Here is a 15,647-nt window from a genome sequence, read left to right as displayed (position 1 = left end):
TTCCGGAGGACATGCATGAAGACGGTTGGCGTGATCGGCGCGGGGCAGATGGGAGCGGGCATCGCCCAGGTTTCGGCGCAGGCGGGCTATCGCGTGCTGCTGTCTGACATGGACGTCGCGCGCGCCGAAAAGGGCAAGGCGGGCATCGCCAAACAGCTCGCGCGGGCGGTGGAGAAGGAAAAGATCACCGCGCAGGCCGCGGAAGCCGCACTCGCCAACATCGAATGCGTCGGCGGCACCGATGCGTTCGCGCCGTGCGACCTCGTCATCGAAGCCGCGACCGAGCGCGAGGAGATCAAGCGCACCATCTTCGCGAATGTCGGCAAGGTGCTGTCCGACACCGCGATCCTCGCCAGCAACACCTCATCGATCCCGATCACCCGGCTGGCGCAGGCGTCACCCGATCCCGCGCGCTTCATGGGCGTGCACTTCTTCAATCCCGTACCGGTGATGGGCCTGATCGAACTGATCCGCGGTCTCGCCACCAGTGACGCGACGGTCGCGGCGGTCGAGGCGTACGGCAAGACGCTCAACAAGCGTATCGTCCACGCCAACGACGCGCCGGGCTTCATCGTCAACCGCGTGCTGATGCCCTTCCTCAACGAAGCCTGCTTCGCGCTGGGTGAAGGCGTGGCGACGATCCCCGATATCGACGCGGCGATCCAGCTCGGCCTCAACCATCCGATGGGGCCGTTCACGCTCGCCGACTTCATCGGCCTCGACACCTGCCTCGAGATTACGCGCGTGCTGTTCGAAGGCACCGGCGATCCCAAGTTCCGCCCCGCCCCGCTGCTCGTCAAATATGTCGAAGCCGGCTGGTACGGCCGCAAGACCGGCCGCGGCTTCTACGACTATTCAGGCGCGGAACCGGTACCCACGCGCTGACCCTCCGACGCATGATAGGAACCGACCACCTCGACCAGCCGGTCGAAGCTCTGGTCGGTGCCTATCATGGAAATGGACAGGTCACCTGACCCCATCGCCTTGTTCAACCCCGACAGCCCTCCGAGCGTTGAACGGCCGGGATAACGCGCGGGATTGGCGAGCCAGAGGTTCAGCAACTTCTGCTCGCCCACCGTCGTGACCTCAACGCGCGTAATCACATTCCACGGAATGGTCGTGTCGGACCAGCGACGCCAGAGAATACCGCGCTCATCGATCTCGAGTACCGGGCCGGTCCGGAATAACTGTCTGATGAATGCAGCAAGTAACAGACCAAAGATCGGTGTGAGGACCCATCCGACCCCCGATATGAACATAGGACTGGAATAACGGCGGGTGACCAGATCTTCAGGGCTCACGATGCACCAGATGCCCAGCGCGACGCAGCCAGCGAAAAGCAGAGCGAAGAACGATACCTCGCCCTTCGATACCCGCGCCACAAGCCGCTCGTTCACGGCAGCAGCAACCCCGCCAATGCCGCGGACATAAGGTTGGCCAGGCTGCCCGCGATCAACGCCTTGATGCCGAGCTTCGCGATCACCGGTCGCTGATTCGGCGCGAGGCTACCGGCCGCCGCCATCTGGATCGCGATCGAGCTGAAATTGGCGAAGCCGCACAGCGCGAAGGTGATGATCGCGACGCTGCGCGGGCTCAGCCCCTGGGTCGAGCCGAGGTTGAGGAAGGCGACGAATTCGTTGAGCACCATCTTGGTACCGAACAGGCTGCCCGCCGCGCCGCTCTCGGCCCATGGGATACCGATCAGGAACATCACCGGCGCGAAGACGGTGCCGATCGCCCCCTGGAAGGTGAGGTCGCCATAGCCGAACCAGCCGCCGACCACGCCGAGAAGGCCGTTGGCGAGCGCGACCAAAGCGACGAAGGCGAGCACCATCGCGCCGACCGCAACCGCGATCTTGACGCCGATCTGCGCGCCCATCGCCGCCGCCATGATGATGTTGGCGGGGCGTTCCTCGTCTAGGTCCTTCTCGACCGCGCGGATCGCCGCATCCTCGGGATCGAGCGCGGCCGCTTCGCCGTCGAGCGGAAGCTCGGCCTGCTTCGCCGGCTCATCGGGCATCATGATCTTCGCCATCAGCAGACCGCCGGGCGCGGCCATGAACGATGCGGCGAGCAGATACTGGATGTCGATCCCCATCGCGGCATAGGCCGCCAGAATCGTGCCCGCGACGCCGGCCATGCCGACGCTCATCACCGCGAACATCTGCGCGGGGGTGAGGCTCGCCAGATAGGGGCGGATCACCAGCGGCGATTCGCTCTGACCGACGAAGATGTTCGCGGCGGAGCACAGCGACTCCACCTTGCTCACCCCGGTCACCTTCTCGATCGCCCCGCCGATCCACCGGATCACCAGCGGCATGATGCGCAGATAGTAGAGGATCGAGACCAGGCTGGCGAAGAAGATGATCACCGGCAGCGCCGCGATGGCGAAGCTGTGACCGCCCATTTCGGGCTTGGCCAGCGGACCGAAGATGAAGTCGGTGCCGGCCTGCGCATAGCCGAGCAGCGCCGAGACGCCGCGCGACATGCCCTCGATCACCGCCCGCCCTGCGGGCACATAGAGGACGAGGACCGCAATACCCGTCTGCAGCGCGAATGCCGCGCCGACGACCCGCAACCGGATCGCGCGGCGGTTCGACGAAAGCGCAAAGGCAATCGCGAGAATCGCGACGATGCCCAGAATACCGATCGGAAGATTGTTCAAGTGGAAGGCCCCCAAGCACCGCGTCTGGTGCGCGGCATATGGGGCTGCAGCATAGCGCCGCTTTCTGGCATCGCTAGGTGCTTCCGTATCGCGTGAAACCGCGCTAGCAACGCCCATGACCACACCGGCCCCGCTGACGCGCTCGCTCTTCGTCTTCTCGATCTTCTATGGCGGCATGGTCTGCATCGCGGGCGTGCTGGGCAACAAGCAGGTGGCGATGGGGCCGCTTGGGGTGGAAGCAGGCATCTTCGCCTTCCTGCTGCTGGTCGCGGTATCGAGCGCGGTCGCCGAACTGCACGGGCGCAGCGTGGCGAACCGGCTGGTCCAGATCGGCTTCATCCCGCTGATCGCCTCGCTGCTGCTCTCGTTGCTCGTCTGGTCGCTGCCCGCGTCGCAGGAGATGATCCAGCACCGTCCCGATGACCTCAAGGCGATCCAGGGCATCCTGTTCGCCACCTGGCGCATCTGGATCGGCGGGATCTTCGCCTATGGCATCTCGCAGACGCTCAACGTCACGATCTTCTCCTGGCTCAAGCGCGAGGAAGGCAAGCTGCTGTGGCTGCGCGCAGCAGTGGCGGGCGTGCTCAGCCAGATCGTCGACACGATGATCTTCATCGGTATCGCCTTCTATGGCGTCTTCCCGATCGGCGAACTGCTGATGGGCCAGCTGATCGCCAAGGTGGTGCTGTCGGCAATCCTGGTGCCGATCCTGATCTACGCCTTTGTCGGCCTGGGCCGCAGACTGGACCGCGACGCCTGAAGGCACAGCGACCGGCCCGCACGCCCTGTCGCAAGTAACCCGTCATCCCGGCCTTGTGCCGGGATCCACCGGGAGGTGAGCTGGAAGCAAGAGGCTCTATCCCCCGGCGGCACCATGGAAGCCGGCACAGGGCCGGGATGACGAAGGACAGCGATGACCGCCAGCGACCCAGTTGCGGACAGCAGCCCTACCGGGCTCTGTCGGCCGCGCAGGCAATCTCTGTCTTGAAAGCCATTGGCAGGCTGAGCACGAGACCGGCCACGTAACCCGCCATAATCACCGCCAACGCGACGAACAGGGTTAGGCGCTGCGCGGTGCAGCCGCAAAGATATAGCCTCCCACGAACAGGAAGAATGCGAAGAACGGGGCGGCTAACCACCAATGAACCTCGTGAGCGGTACTGCATTCGGATGCGACGTCCACAGAGGCTGCTATTCCCGCGATTGCTAACCCGGTTGCCGCCGCGATGACAGCGACCCACCCCCTCAACCCAGTCATCTTGTGCTTCCCAGCACCCTCGACTTACTCCAGGGTGATTTCCGCTTTCCACCGAAATCCCGACCCCGCTTGCAATGTTGGAATTGATTTGCTTGCATCGTCCGCTGCCAGGCAGCGCTCTTTGATTTCGTCGATCCGCTCGGTTGGCCCCACATGACACCCACCCGACAACGGCGACGAAGTTGACAGAATGAATCGCGTTCCGCGTAACATCGTCAACTTCGCGGCGGTGCCGACGGCTGCTTGCGAATGCCCCAGCCCCCTCCACCGCTTTCGTATCCCGGCAACTCACGCTAAGGGCGCGCCATGACCGATCATGCCCCCGATCCCCTGATGCTCGCCAAGGCCGAAACGCTGACCGACGCGCTGCCCTATATGCAGCGCTACGCGGGCAAGACCTTCGTCGTGAAATATGGCGGCCATGCGATGGGCGATCCCGAGCTGGCACGCGACTTCGCCGAGGATGTCGTGCTGCTGAAAGCAGTCGGCATCAATCCGGTGGTCGTCCATGGCGGCGGGCCGCAGATCGGCCAGATGCTCAAACGCCTCGGCGTCGAATCGGAGTTCGTCAGCGGGCTGCGGGTGACCGATGCCGAAACCGCACGGATCGCGGAAATGGTCCTGGCCGGATCGATCAACAAGGAAATCGTCAGCTGGATCGGCGCGGCGGGCGGCAAGGCGATCGGCATTTCGGGCAAGGATTCAGGGCTGGTCACCGCGCGCAAAGTGACTCGGAGCGAAGCCGATCCGCTGCAGGGAATCGAACGTCATGTCGATCTGGGCTTCGTCGGCGAGCCGGTGGCGGTCGATGCCAGCGTGCTGACGACGCTGTCGGCGCAGGGCTTCATCCCCGTGATCGCGCCGATCGCGCTCGGCGCGGACGGGCACACTTACAATATCAATGCCGACACGATGGCGGGCGCGATCGCCGGCGCGCTGGGCGCATCGCGCTTCTTCCTGCTAACCGACGTGCCTGGCGTGCTGAGCAAGGACAAGGAGCTCCTCTCCGACCTCGACCCCGGCCGGATCGCGGCATTGAAGGCCGACGGCACGATCAGCGGCGGCATGATCCCCAAGGTCGAGACCTGCGTCGCCGCGGTCGATGCCGGGGTGGACGCCGCGGTCATCCTCGACGGGCGCGTGCCGCATTCGATGCTGCTCGAAATCTTCACGCCCCAGGGTGCCGGCACCTTGGTACATCGCTGAGCCGTATTATATAGCTAACACGGTTGCCGCCTTGCCCGGCTTTCCGGTAGAAGCATCTGAAAATTCCGGAGGCCCCCGTTGGACACCCTAATCGCGACCACCTTCCACATCGTTCAGATCCTGCTGACCGTGGCTTGGTGGATCATCGTCGCACAGGCGATCCTGTCGACCCTGATCGCGTTCAACGTGATCAACACCTATAACGACTTCGTCAGTTCGCTGTGGCGCGGCCTCAACACGCTGACCGAGCCGGTCTATCGCCCGATCCGCCGCATTCTGCCCGATACCGGCCCGATGGACTTCGCGCCGTTCGTGGTGCTGATCCTGATCTGGATCCTGCAGGACGCAATCGTGCCACGCGTCGCGGTCGCGCTGATCCGCAGCGCCGCCTGACCCGGCCCTGGCACGCGGATGTCGGGGGCATCCGCATCGCGGTGCGCGTGACGCCGCGCGCATCGAAGCCGGCCTTTCTCGCCGGAACGGCGGAGCATTTCGTGGCACGCCTTGCCGCTCCGCCGGTCGACGGTGCAGCCAATGCAGCGCTGATCGACCTGGTCGCGAAGGCATTCCGCGTGGCGAAGCGCGACGTCGCGCTGATCGCGGGCGAGACGTCCCGGCTCAAGCGGCTGACGATCGCCGGCGACGCTTCGGTGCTGGCGGGAATCGCCGCACAGTTCTATGGGGCAGACCATGACGGCTGAGATCATCGACGGTAAGGCATTTGCAGCGGGCCTGCGCGCACGCGTGGGCGAAGCGGCAGCGGCGTTCGAGGCGCAGGCGGGCCGCAAGGCCGGCCTGGCCGTGGTTCTGGTCGGCGAAGACCCCGCCTCCGCCGTCTATGTCCGCAGCAAGGGCAAGGCGACGGTTGCCGCCAACATGGAAAGTTTCGAGCATCGCCTGCCCGCCGACATTGATCAGGGCACGCTGATCGCGCTGGTTGATACGCTCAACGCCGATTCCGCAGTCGACGGCATTCTGGTCCAGCTGCCTCTGCCCGGCCATCTCGACGAACAGGACGTGCTGCTGCGGATCAGCCCAGACAAGGACGTCGACGGCTTCCACCCGGTCAATGCCGGCCGTCTTGCCACCGGCATCGACGGCTTCGTCCCGTGCACGCCGCTCGGCTGCCTGATGCTGCTCAAGGACCAGCTCGGCGATCTGTCGGGCAAGGACGCCGTCGTGATCGGTCGGTCGAATATCGTCGGCAAGCCTATGGCGGCGCTACTGACCGCCGCGAGCGCCACCGTCACGCTCGCGCACTCGCGGACCAGGGACCTGCCCGGCCATGTCTCGCGCGCCGACATCGTCGTCGCGGCGGTGGGCCGCGCGGGCTTCGTCAAGGGCGAGTGGTTGAAGCCAGGCGCAACCGTGATCGATGTTGGCATCAACCGCACCGACAACGGCCTGACCGGCGATGTCGAGTTCGAAAGCGCGGCATCGGTAGCGGGCGCGATTACTCCGGTGCCGGGCGGGGTTGGGCCGATGACCATCGCCTGCCTGCTGCGCAACACGCTGGTCGCCGCGCACCGCCGCGAAGGACTGGCACTGGACCCGACGGCACTGTGATCCTCGCGGCGCTGCTGCTGGCCCAAGCGGGAACAGCGGTGGACGCCGAGCGAGAATTCAACCGCGCCGCGCAGACCGAAGGCCAATGGACCGCCTTCCGCCGCTACGCCGCCGACGACGCGGTGATGTTCACGCCCAAGCCGGTTAGCGCTCAAGCGTTCCTCAAGGATCGCAAGGATCCGCCGCTCTCGGTGCAGTGGTGGCCGGCTGAAAGCTATATTTCATGCGACGGCGCCGCGGCGGTGAATACCGGCCCCTGGGTCGCCCCGCGAGGATCCGGCTTCTTCACCACCGTCTGGACCCGGCGGGGCGATGACGGGTGGAAATGGGTTTACGATGGCGGCGATGCGCTGAGGACACCGCGCCTCCTTCCCGAACAGCCCAAGGTGCGCCGCGCGGCGTGCAGGCGGATTCCCACCCGTGTCCCTACCGCGCCTGCCCCCGACGGCGCGACAGGCGCCTCCCCCGATGGCTCGTTGCGCTGGCGCTGGTCGATGGCTGCCGACGGCAACCGCAGCTTCACCGCATCGATCTGGAGCGGCAAGCGGTTCGAGGATGTCGTCACCGATCGTGTCGCGGCGCCCTAATAACAAGGCTGTTCTTCGCAGATTGCGCAGACTAGACTTGTGATGATGTAACATTGCGAATAAAGGGGCGCGTTTTCAGTCGCAGGACCGTGTACCCATGAAGCGTAGCCTCGCCGCCCTCCTCGCCACCACCCTGTTCACTTTTCCAGCGTTCGCACAGACCACGACCCATGCCGAACGCGACGCCACCAGCCGCAGCGCCGTGCATGGCGACTCGGACCAGGAAATCGTGATCACCGCGCCCTATGTCGCCGATCTCGACCTGCTCGCGGGCGCGTCGGTGGTGACGGGCGATGCGCTGGTGCGCGACATTCGCGGGCAGATCGGCGACACGCTGACCAAGGTGCCGGGCGTCTCCGCCACCTCGTTCAGTCCCGGCGCGTCGCGCCCGGTACTGCGCGGCTTCCAGGGCGAGCGCGTGCGCGTCCTCTCCGACGGACTCGGCACGCTCGACGTTTCCAACACCTCGACCGACCATGCCGTGTCGATCGATCCGCTCACCGCCGAGCGGATCGAAGTGCTGCGCGGCCCCGCGGTGCTGCTGTTCGGCAGCCAGGCGATCGGCGGCGCGGTCAATGTGATCGACCGGCGCATCCCGCGCGCCGTTCCCGAGAACGGTTTCCATGTCGATGCGGTCGGCACCTATGGTTCGGCGGCGGACGAGCGTAGCGGCGGCGCGGCGGTAGACGTCGCGCTCGACCATCAGTTCGTTCTTCACTTCGATGGTAGCTACCGCAAGACCGATGACGTCCGCGTCGGCGGCTATGTGCTGAGCGCGCCGCTGCGCGCGGACCAGCTCCACCGTGCCGAGCATGCGATCGAGGACGGCCATGCCGATGAAGCGGCGGAGGCGACGGCGCTCGCCAATCTGCGCGGCCGCCTGCCTAACAGCGGCACGCGCACCTATACGCTGGGCGGCGGGCTTTCGCTGATCAACGATGGCGGGAGTCTTGGCTTCTCGGTCGGCTATTACGACACCAATTACGGCGTGCCCGAGCGTCCGCCGGGAGCGCACGACGATCACGACGCCGGGCACGATCACGGCGAGGGGCCAGTGACGATCGGGCTGCACCAGTGGCGCGCGGACCTGCGCGGCGAGGTCAACGTCAATGGCGGCTTCCTCGACAAGATCCGTGTCCGCGCCGGCTATTCGGACTATGAGCACACCGAGTTCGAGGGCGACGAGGTCGGCACCGTCTTTGCCTCGACCGGGTTCGAAGGGCGGCTGGAGCTGGTTCAGGCGGATCGCGGCGGCTGGCGCGGCGTCGTCGGCTTCCAAGGCTTCACCCGCGACTTCTCGGCAACGGGCGCGGAAGCGTTCGTGCCGGAGAACACCACCAACCAGTACGGCTTCTTCACGCTGCAGGAAGTCAATCTCGGCAAGCTCGGACTTGAGGGCGCGCTACGCTACGAGCGGACCGGCGTGCACTCGAACAAGGTCAAGCTGGGGCTCGACGAGGATGCACCGGTCGGACGGGTGAACCGCGACTTCGACGCCGTTTCGGGCGCCATCGGCTTGTCCTACGAAGTCGCACCGCGCGTGAAGGTCGGCGTCAACGCCTCGCGCGCCGTCCGCGCGCCGTCGGCCGAGGAGCTGTTCTCCAACGGCCCGCACATCGCGACCCAGGCCTACGAGGTCGGCAACCCCAATTTCCGCACCGAGAAGAGCTGGGGCGGCGAAATCTACGCTCGCGGCGCGGTCGGCGGCCTCAAGTTCCAACTGGCCGGCTACGCCAACTGGTTCACGGACTATATCTACGAGACCGAGACCGGCCTTGAGATCAACGGGCTGCCGGTGTTCCAGTACCGTCAGGCCGATGCCCGCTATCTCGGCGTCGAGGGCGAAGTGTCCGCGACGATCATCGAGCATGGCGGCTTCACCCTCGGCGGCAACCTCGTCGCCGACTATGTCCGCGCCACCCTGCAGGACGGCAGCCCGGTTCCGCGCATCCCGCCCTTCCGCGTCCTGGCGGGCATCGACGCCAGCAAGGGCCCGTTCGGCGGCCGGGTCGAGGTCGAGCACGTCACCAAGCAAGCGCGCATCGCCGCGTTCGAGACCGAGACCCCCGCCTTCACCCTCGTCAACGCGTCGCTCACCTGGCACCCGTTCGGTGAGAAGCGCGAGACGGCGCTGATCCTCTCCGCCAACAATATCTTCGACGTCGAGGCGCGGCGGCATGCCTCATTCACCAAGGATTTCGTGCCGCTTGCCGGCCGCGACATCCGCGTGGCGGCCCGTGTAAGCTTCTAGGTTGCCCCCGGCGGGCGCTGCCTTCCTTACAAGGGGGGCAGCGCCCAATCGATTGATCCGCGCCCCTTCGCCTCCAGGAACGCGTTCGCCTGCGAGAAATGGCGGCAGCCGAAGAAGCCGCCATGCGCCGACAGCGGCGAGGGGTGGACCGACTTCAACACCAGATGGCGTGGATCGACCGACGGCGCCTTTTTCTGGGCGTGGCTGCCCCACAGCATGAACACCACCGGATCGGGCAGCGCGTTGACGTGCGCGACCACCGCGTCGGTGAATTTCTCCCACCCGCGCCCCTGATGCGACGCGGCGCGGCCCATTTCCACCGTCAGGCAGTTGTTGAGCAGCAACACCCCCTGCTTCGCCCAGGCTTCGAGAAAGCCATGGCGCGGCGGCTCGATACCGAGGTCGCTGCGCAATTCCTTGTAGATGTTGACGAGGCTCGGCGGCACGCGGACGCCGGGCTGGACCGAGAAGCACAGGCCGTGCGCCTGTCCCTCGCCATGATAGGGGTCCTGGCCAAGGATGACGACCCGCACATCCTGCGGCGGGGTCAGGTCGAGCGCGCGGAACCAGTCGGCTCCCTTGGGGAAGATGCGCTTCCCCGCCGCCTTCTCGTCGAGCAGGAACTGGCGCAGCGCAGCCATGTACGGCGCGTCGAATTCCTGGCTGAGCGGTTCGAGCCAATCGGGATGCAGCTTCACGGCCATGCGGTTTCCTTCCGGGCGCGACTGTGCGAACCAGCGCCAAACTGTCAACGAGGGAGAGCCGAAATGCCCGTCACCGGAAGCTGCCACTGCGGCAACGTCAGCTACACACTGCAAGGCGAAGCACCGAACAGCGCGGTGTCGTGCAACTGCTCGATCTGCAGCCGCAAGGGCGCGCTGCTCCATTTCGCATCGGCGGACCAGTTCACGCTGCACACCGATCCGGCGGCGATGACGACCTACCAGTTCAACAAGCACAATATCCGGCACAATTTCTGCGCGACCTGCGGCTGTTCGCCCTATGGCGGCGGGACCGGGCCGGACGGCAAGGAGATGGTGGCGATCAACCTGCGCTGTGCCGACGATATCGATGTCGATTCGCTGGCGATCCACAAGTTCGACGGAGCCAGTCTCTAAGCCATGCATATGAGCCACGACGCCACGGCCCCGGCCGCCGCGGAAATCAGTTTCGACCAGTTTCTCGCGGTGGACATCCGCGTCGGCACGATCGTCGCCGCCGAGCCGTTTCCTGAGGCGCGCAAACCTGCCTACAGACTGACGATCGATTTCGGCCCGACGATCGGGATCAAGCGATCCTCGGCGCAGATCACCGAGCATTACGCCCTTGACGAGCTGCCCGGGCGGCAGGTCGCGGCGGTGGTCAATTTCCCGCCGCGCCAGATCGGGCCGATGATGTCCGAGGTGCTGACCTTGGGCTTCCCCGATGCCGAGGGGAAGGTGGTGCTGTTCCATCCGAGCGTCGATGTACCGAATGGCGGACGGCTGTACTGACAAGCGCGGTTGACGAAGTTGACGCAGAAACGCGGTTTTCCAGCCGAAGCGACAGGAACGCGCCGGTAACGCAACCCTAACGCGACAGCTGCGCGACACAGGAGCGCCACCGGCGCGCCACACACGCGACGACCGCGCGACGCTGACGCGACACCCGCGAGACAGGAACGCGCCGCCCACGCGACACCGACGCGACAGGAATGCGCCACTGACGCGACACCAGCGCGACGGAGAGGCCGCTGCCCGGCGGTTCGAGCTGAGTGAAGAGGCGTCCCGATGCTGCATGGGACATTCCAGCTATCATAGGCCGGGGCCTGTAGGAAAATACCACATTCCTCACGCCTTGCTCATTCGCCGCTCATGACGCCCGGCGCCGGGACCGGCGATGTTCACGCCACCGCAACGGCATGAGGCATCGAACCATGACAGACGAACGCGAGACAGAGGAACGGCGGAGCGAACAGGATCGGGCACGGCTGTTCGACCGCATCCACCGATCGCCGCGGATTCCCGATCGCTATGCCGAGCGGCGCACGGCTCCCGACTCCGCAACCTCACCCGTCGTCATTCCCGCGAAAGCGGGAATCCATTGGCCGTGACGTAGCGGATCGACCCTCAACGGCAGCCAGAATGGATCCCCGCCTTCGCGGGGATGACGGTGAGAGAGCGGAGCGACGGGGAAGGGGTGAGGAATGGCGTTGCGGGGGTTCGGAACGCCCGTACGCCGCTATGCCGAGCGGCGTACGGTGAGCAGATAGTTGAGGCTGGTATCGTCGGAGAGGTGGAAGCCCGCGCCCGGCGAGAAGCTGAGGCCGCGCAGGTCCGCGACTTCCATGCCCGCGTCGGCGAGCAGGTCGATCAACTCGTCGGGCGTGATGAACTTGTCATGGTCGTGCGTGCCGCGCGGGATCATGCCCAGCCCCTCGCCCACCGTGATCATCGCGAGGCGTGACAGGGGCGTGCGATTGGGGGTGGAGAGGATCATCAGGCCACCCGGCGCCAGCGCGGCGGCGAGGCCCGCGACGAAGGCGGCGGGATCGGTGACATGCTCGATCACCTCCATCGAGGTGACGAGATCGAAGGTGCGGCCCTTCACCTCAGTCTCGAACTCGCCCGCGCGATAATCGATCGTGAGGCCGGACGCCTGCGCATGCGCGCGCGCGGCCCCGATATTCTCGGGCGCCGCATCGACCCCGGTAACCTGAGCGCCGAGGCGAGCGAGCGGCTCGCACAACAGCCCCGCGCCGCAGCCGACATCGAGCGCGGTCTTACCGCCAAGCGGGGTGAAGCTGGCGGGGTCACCCTCCCAATGCGCGTCGACCGCTTCGCGGATATAGCGCAGCCGCGGCGGGTTGAGGCGGTGGAGCATGGCCGAGGAGCCCTTGGGGTTCCACCAGTCCGCCGCGAGCCGCCCGAAATGCTCAGCTTCACGCGGGTCAATGGTTGCTTTGCTTGTCATCGCCATCCCCCCCTCCTATCAGCGCGCCCACACACACCCAAGGGGGTAGGACCAGATGGCACGCATTGTGATGAAGTTCGGTGGCACGTCGATGGCGGGCATCGAGCGGATTCGTAACGTCGCCAACCGCGTGAAGGCCGAGTGGGAAGCGGGCAATCAGGTCGCGGTCGTCGTCTCCGCCATGGCGGGCGAGACCGACCGCCTCGTCGGCTTCTGCAGGGAAGCCTCGCCGCTCTACGACCTGCGCGAGTACGACACGGTCGTCTCGGCCGGCGAGCAGGTGACGAGCGGGCTGCTCGCAATCGCGCTGCAGGCGGCCGGCGTTCCCGCGCGCTCGTGGCTCGGCTGGCAGCTGCCGATTCACACCAGCAGCGCGCATGCCAGCGCACGCATCGGCACGATCGACACGACCGAGCTCAACGCCAGCCTCGCCGACGGCAATGTCGCGGTGATCCCGGGCTTCCAGGGCCTGGCCGAGGACAATCGCGTGACCACGCTGGGCCGTGGCGGATCGGACACCAGCGCGGTGGCGGTGGCGGCGGCGATGAAGGCCGACCGCTGCGACATCTACACCGACGTGGATGGCGTCTATACAACCGACCCGCGCATCGTGCCGCGGGCGCGCAAGCTGTCCAAGGTGACGTACGAAGAAATGCTGGAACTGGCGAGCGTCGGGGCGAAGGTGCTCCAGACCCGCTCGGTCGGGCTGGCGATGAAGGAAGGCGTGCGCGTGCGCGTGCTTTCCTCGCTGGAGGACAATCGCGACGAAGAGGGCCATCGCGGCACGCTGATCGTCGGCGAAGAGGAGATCAACGACGTGGAACGGCAGCTCATCACCGGCATCGCCGCGGACAAGAACGAGGCGAAGGTTACGCTGACCAACGTTCCCGACCGCCCCGGCGCGGTGGGCCATATCTTCACCCCGCTGGCCGAGGCCGGGATCAACGTCGACATGATCGTCCAGAACGTGGCGCATGCCACCGGCTCGACCGACGTGACCTTCACCGTCCCGCGCGCCGAGCTGGCCCGTGCGCTCGACGTGCTCGAGAAGAACAAGGCGCCGATCGGATACGATGCGCTGATCCACGATACCAAGGTCGCCAAGATCAGCGTCGTCGGGGTCGGCATGCGCAGCCATGCCGGCGTCGCCGCGACGATGTTCGAGACGCTGGGCGAGCGCCGCATCAACATCCTCGCCATCACCACCAGCGAGATCAAGGTGAGCGTGCTGATCCACGAGGATGAGACCGAACTCGCCGTCCGCGTGCTCCACACCGCCTATGGGCTGGACGCGCCGGAAGACGAGGCGGCGTAAGCCGGAACGGCATCGACGGGAAGCAGGAGGTCAACCTTCTTCCCCGTCACCCCGGCCTTGTGCCGGGGTGACGGAGAGAAATCATCAATTTGAATCCGCAATCACCCGCCTTCAGCGCGGGGTGAGGGTTGCCGCCACGCCGAAGTGATCCGACGGATATTCGCCGTCGATCATCTGGTCGCCGATACGGCGGGCCTCTGTCACATCGAAAGCGCGCGGATCGGCGAAGATATGGTCGATCACGCGCGGCGGGTGTCCGCGTGAAACGACCAACGTCGTGTCGGTCGCACCGGGCTTGAGCGCGGGATCGAGGCCGCGCGCCGCGATCTGCGCGAGCGGCGCTTCGTCGAGCGGGGCGTTGAAGTCGCCCATCAGCACCAGCGGCACATCGTCCTGCGGCAACCAGTCGAACAGACCGCTTATCTGCTGCGCGCGCACCGGACCGGCATCGGGCTGCCAGGCGAGGTGGGTGTTGACCACATCGACCGGCCGACCCCGCGCATCGACGCGCACGCGGATCGCCGTGCGATAATCGCTCAAGGGTTCGAGCTTGATCGTGTCCACCGTGCTGACCGGCAGCCGCGTCAGGATCGCGTTGCCGTAGCGATTGGCGGCGCCTTCGGGCGAAGTCGACATGAAATGCGCGGTATAGCCGCCCAGCGCGGCGGCGATCGTCTCGGCCTGGTTGGGCAGGTTCTTCTTCGAATCCTGCAGCACTTCCTGCAGCGCGATCACATCGGCATCGGCGGCGCGCAGCACGTCGACGATCAGCTTGAGGCGTAGCGGCCAGTTGCCGGCATCGTGCCAGATGTTGAAGGTGACGGCACGAAACGGCGTGCGCGGCGGCGTCGCACGCGGGGCGCAGGCGGCAATTGGAAGCGCGGCGGCGGCGCCAAGCACGGAACGTCGGGTCAGGCGGATCATGCCGCCCTGCTACGCGCCGATCCGGCGGACCGCAACGCGCGTCAGTCGGTCAGGCCGAGCAGCGCGCGCGCGTTGCCGTAGCGGATCTTCGCCAGTTCCTCGGCGGTGAGGCCGAGCTTGGCCAGCGCATCGACATTCTGCTTGAGCGAGAATTGCGGATAGTCCGAACCGAGCAGGATATGGTCGATGCCGACATTGCGCATCGTCCACACGAATTCGTCCTCGATCGGGGAATCCGCGGTCAGCGTTACCGTCGCCGAGATGTCGAAATAGATATTGTCGCCGAACAGCCCTTCCGCCGTGCGCGCGGCCTTGAGCATGTTCCAGAAGCGGAAGCCCATCGCGCCCATATGCGCGAAGATGAACCGTGTCTTCGGAGCGGAAAGGGCGAGGTTGAACAGCTTCTCATTGTCGTCGTTGACGATGCCGGCATTGTCCATCAGCACGACGATCCCCGCCGCGCCGGCCGCCTTCACCGTCGCCAGCACGCGCGGATCGGCGGCGTCGAACTTCTGCGTATGCGGGTGGATCTTGAGCAGCTTCACCCCGGCGGCGGCGACTCGCCGCACCTCGGCGATCGCCGCGTCGCCGTCATAGGGATGGACGGTGGCGACCGGGGTCAGCCTGGGGTTGGCCTTGGCGAGCGCGATGATCGCATCGTTGCTGGCGCGGATTTCGGCGGGCTTGCCGGCCAGCGCCTGATTGGGGCCGCCGAACCACATCACCGCCGCGACCGGATCGAGCCCCGCCGCCTGCGACTGGGCGCGATAGGCACGCAGCGATTCCTCGCCCTTCCAGAGGTGGACATGGTTGTCGAACAGCCGGTCCTGCGCCGCGGCGGCGGGCGCAAGGACGAGCAAGGCGAGGCTGGCAAGCGCGGGAAGTTTCATGAGCGACTTCTCTAATGCGCGGGCAGACCGCTG

18 protein-coding genes are annotated in these 15,647 nt (G+C 66.1%); 12 read left to right on the top strand and 6 right to left on the bottom strand.

Features of this window, described 5'->3' with window-relative positions:
- Positions 1-15 precede the first annotated feature (15 nt).
- On the top strand, positions 16-885 hold the full coding sequence (locus tag AC07M1_RS02410) for a 3-hydroxybutyryl-CoA dehydrogenase (protein WP_495160971.1): 870 nt from the start codon (positions 16-18) through the stop codon (positions 883-885).
- On the opposite strand, the gene AC07M1_RS02405 is transcribed toward AC07M1_RS02410, so the two are convergent.
- Positions 852-1,397: an STM3941 family protein gene (locus AC07M1_RS02405; protein ID WP_495160970.1), complete on the bottom strand. Its 546-nt coding sequence runs from the start codon at positions 1,395-1,397 to the stop codon at positions 852-854. The genes AC07M1_RS02410 and AC07M1_RS02405 overlap by 34 nt on opposite strands.
- Positions 1,394-2,665 carry a NupC/NupG family nucleoside CNT transporter gene (locus tag AC07M1_RS02400; protein WP_495160969.1) on the bottom strand — a complete coding sequence of 424 codons (1,272 nt, stop codon included), beginning with the start codon at positions 2,663-2,665 and terminating at the stop codon, positions 1,394-1,396. Before AC07M1_RS02400 ends, AC07M1_RS02405 begins: the two co-directional genes overlap by 4 nt.
- Before the next feature lie 115 nt (positions 2,666-2,780).
- Here AC07M1_RS02400 and AC07M1_RS02395 point away from each other — a divergent pair, with 115 nt between their 5' ends.
- The 7 genes from AC07M1_RS02395 to AC07M1_RS02365 all read left to right on the top strand — a co-directional run bounded on the left by AC07M1_RS02395 (position 2,781) and on the right by AC07M1_RS02365 (position 9,533).
- Positions 2,781-3,425: a queuosine precursor transporter gene (locus AC07M1_RS02395; protein ID WP_495160968.1), complete on the top strand. Its 645-nt coding sequence runs from the start codon at positions 2,781-2,783 to the stop codon at positions 3,423-3,425.
- A gap of 804 nt (positions 3,426-4,229) precedes the next feature.
- Positions 4,230-5,129, top strand: a complete 900-nt coding sequence (gene argB, locus AC07M1_RS02390) for an acetylglutamate kinase (RefSeq protein WP_495160967.1) — start codon at positions 4,230-4,232, stop codon at positions 5,127-5,129.
- A gap of 78 nt (positions 5,130-5,207) precedes the next feature.
- On the top strand, positions 5,208-5,522 hold the full coding sequence (locus AC07M1_RS02385; protein ID WP_495160966.1) for a YggT family protein: 315 nt from the start codon (positions 5,208-5,210) through the stop codon (positions 5,520-5,522).
- Positions 5,519-5,830 carry a DUF167 domain-containing protein gene (locus AC07M1_RS02380; RefSeq protein ID WP_495162800.1) on the top strand — a complete coding sequence of 104 codons (312 nt, stop codon included), beginning with the start codon at positions 5,519-5,521 and terminating at the stop codon, positions 5,828-5,830. Before AC07M1_RS02385 ends, AC07M1_RS02380 begins: the two co-directional genes overlap by 4 nt.
- Complete coding sequence (folD, locus tag AC07M1_RS02375; protein WP_495160965.1) at positions 5,820-6,695, top strand: bifunctional methylenetetrahydrofolate dehydrogenase/methenyltetrahydrofolate cyclohydrolase FolD; 876 nt, start codon at positions 5,820-5,822, stop codon at positions 6,693-6,695. Before AC07M1_RS02380 ends, folD begins: the two co-directional genes overlap by 11 nt.
- Positions 6,692-7,282 carry a Cif family virulence factor gene (locus AC07M1_RS02370; RefSeq protein ID WP_495160964.1) on the top strand — a complete coding sequence of 197 codons (591 nt, stop codon included), beginning with the start codon at positions 6,692-6,694 and terminating at the stop codon, positions 7,280-7,282. Before folD ends, AC07M1_RS02370 begins: the two co-directional genes overlap by 4 nt.
- A 97-nt stretch (positions 7,283-7,379) precedes the next feature.
- Entirely contained in the window at positions 7,380-9,533 is a 2,154-nt protein-coding gene (locus tag AC07M1_RS02365; protein WP_495160963.1) for a TonB-dependent receptor, read from the top strand.
- Between the two features lie 26 nt (positions 9,534-9,559).
- On the opposite strand, the gene ung is transcribed toward AC07M1_RS02365, so the two are convergent.
- The gene (gene ung, locus AC07M1_RS02360) at positions 9,560-10,237 is read right to left on the bottom strand and encodes a uracil-DNA glycosylase (protein ID WP_495160962.1); all 678 of its coding nucleotides are present in this window, start codon (positions 10,235-10,237) and stop codon (positions 9,560-9,562) included.
- 63 nt (positions 10,238-10,300) lie between these two features.
- Between ung and AC07M1_RS02355 the strand changes: the two genes are divergently transcribed.
- From AC07M1_RS02355 to AC07M1_RS02345, 3 genes are all read left to right on the top strand, one after another.
- Positions 10,301-10,651 (top strand): GFA family protein, encoded by a 351-nt coding sequence (locus AC07M1_RS02355; protein ID WP_495160961.1) that lies wholly within the window; start codon positions 10,301-10,303, stop codon positions 10,649-10,651.
- Between the two features lie 3 nt (positions 10,652-10,654).
- Positions 10,655-11,026 (top strand): tRNA-binding protein, encoded by a 372-nt coding sequence (locus AC07M1_RS02350; protein WP_495160960.1) that lies wholly within the window; start codon positions 10,655-10,657, stop codon positions 11,024-11,026.
- 422 nt (positions 11,027-11,448) lie between these two features.
- Entirely contained in the window at positions 11,449-11,625 is a 177-nt protein-coding gene (locus tag AC07M1_RS02345) for a hypothetical protein (protein WP_495160959.1), read from the top strand.
- A gap of 128 nt (positions 11,626-11,753) precedes the next feature.
- Here the strand turns inward: AC07M1_RS02345 and ubiG are convergent, their stop codons facing one another.
- On the bottom strand, positions 11,754-12,491 hold the full coding sequence (gene ubiG / locus AC07M1_RS02340; RefSeq protein WP_495160958.1) for a bifunctional 2-polyprenyl-6-hydroxyphenol methylase/3-demethylubiquinol 3-O-methyltransferase UbiG: 738 nt from the start codon (positions 12,489-12,491) through the stop codon (positions 11,754-11,756).
- Between the two features lie 49 nt (positions 12,492-12,540).
- Between ubiG and AC07M1_RS02335 the strand changes: the two genes are divergently transcribed.
- Positions 12,541-13,800 carry an aspartate kinase gene (locus AC07M1_RS02335; protein ID WP_495160957.1) on the top strand — a complete coding sequence of 420 codons (1,260 nt, stop codon included), beginning with the start codon at positions 12,541-12,543 and terminating at the stop codon, positions 13,798-13,800.
- Between the two features lie 111 nt (positions 13,801-13,911).
- Here AC07M1_RS02335 and AC07M1_RS02330 read toward each other — a convergent pair whose 3' ends face one another.
- On the bottom strand, positions 13,912-14,724 hold the full coding sequence (locus tag AC07M1_RS02330; RefSeq protein WP_495160956.1) for an endonuclease/exonuclease/phosphatase family protein: 813 nt from the start codon (positions 14,722-14,724) through the stop codon (positions 13,912-13,914).
- Between the two features lie 41 nt (positions 14,725-14,765).
- Positions 14,766-15,614, bottom strand: a complete 849-nt coding sequence (locus AC07M1_RS02325; RefSeq protein ID WP_495160955.1) for an amidohydrolase family protein — start codon at positions 15,612-15,614, stop codon at positions 14,766-14,768.
- Positions 15,615-15,647: the final 33 nt, after the last annotated feature.

Source organism: Sphingomonas sp. GW821-FHT10C01, from assembly GCF_059415525.1.
This window is presented reverse-complemented; position numbering and strand designations above follow the sequence as displayed.

Excerpts from the sequence above, each read along its gene's own strand:
- AC07M1_RS02395 (WP_495160968.1), top strand. The coding sequence starts at position 2,781 with ATGACCACACCGGCCCCGCTGACGCGCTCGCTCTTCGTCTTCTCGATC.
- ung (WP_495160962.1), bottom strand. The coding sequence starts at position 10,237 with ATGGCCGTGAAGCTGCATCCCGATTGGCTCGAACCGCTCAGCCAGGAA.
- ubiG (WP_495160958.1), bottom strand. The coding sequence starts at position 12,491 with ATGGCGATGACAAGCAAAGCAACCATTGACCCGCGTGAAGCTGAGCAT.
- folD (WP_495160965.1), top strand. The coding sequence starts at position 5,820 with ATGACGGCTGAGATCATCGACGGTAAGGCATTTGCAGCGGGCCTGCGC.
- AC07M1_RS02365 (WP_495160963.1), top strand. The coding sequence starts at position 7,380 with ATGAAGCGTAGCCTCGCCGCCCTCCTCGCCACCACCCTGTTCACTTTT.
- AC07M1_RS02325 (WP_495160955.1), bottom strand. The coding sequence starts at position 15,614 with ATGAAACTTCCCGCGCTTGCCAGCCTCGCCTTGCTCGTCCTTGCGCCC.
- AC07M1_RS02330 (WP_495160956.1), bottom strand. The coding sequence starts at position 14,724 with ATGATCCGCCTGACCCGACGTTCCGTGCTTGGCGCCGCCGCCGCGCTT.
- AC07M1_RS02410 (WP_495160971.1), top strand. The coding sequence starts at position 16 with ATGAAGACGGTTGGCGTGATCGGCGCGGGGCAGATGGGAGCGGGCATC.
- AC07M1_RS02355 (WP_495160961.1), top strand. The coding sequence starts at position 10,301 with ATGCCCGTCACCGGAAGCTGCCACTGCGGCAACGTCAGCTACACACTG.
- argB (WP_495160967.1), top strand. The coding sequence starts at position 4,230 with ATGACCGATCATGCCCCCGATCCCCTGATGCTCGCCAAGGCCGAAACG.
- AC07M1_RS02345 (WP_495160959.1), top strand. The coding sequence starts at position 11,449 with ATGACAGACGAACGCGAGACAGAGGAACGGCGGAGCGAACAGGATCGG.
- AC07M1_RS02350 (WP_495160960.1), top strand. The coding sequence starts at position 10,655 with ATGCATATGAGCCACGACGCCACGGCCCCGGCCGCCGCGGAAATCAGT.
- AC07M1_RS02335 (WP_495160957.1), top strand. The coding sequence starts at position 12,541 with ATGGCACGCATTGTGATGAAGTTCGGTGGCACGTCGATGGCGGGCATC.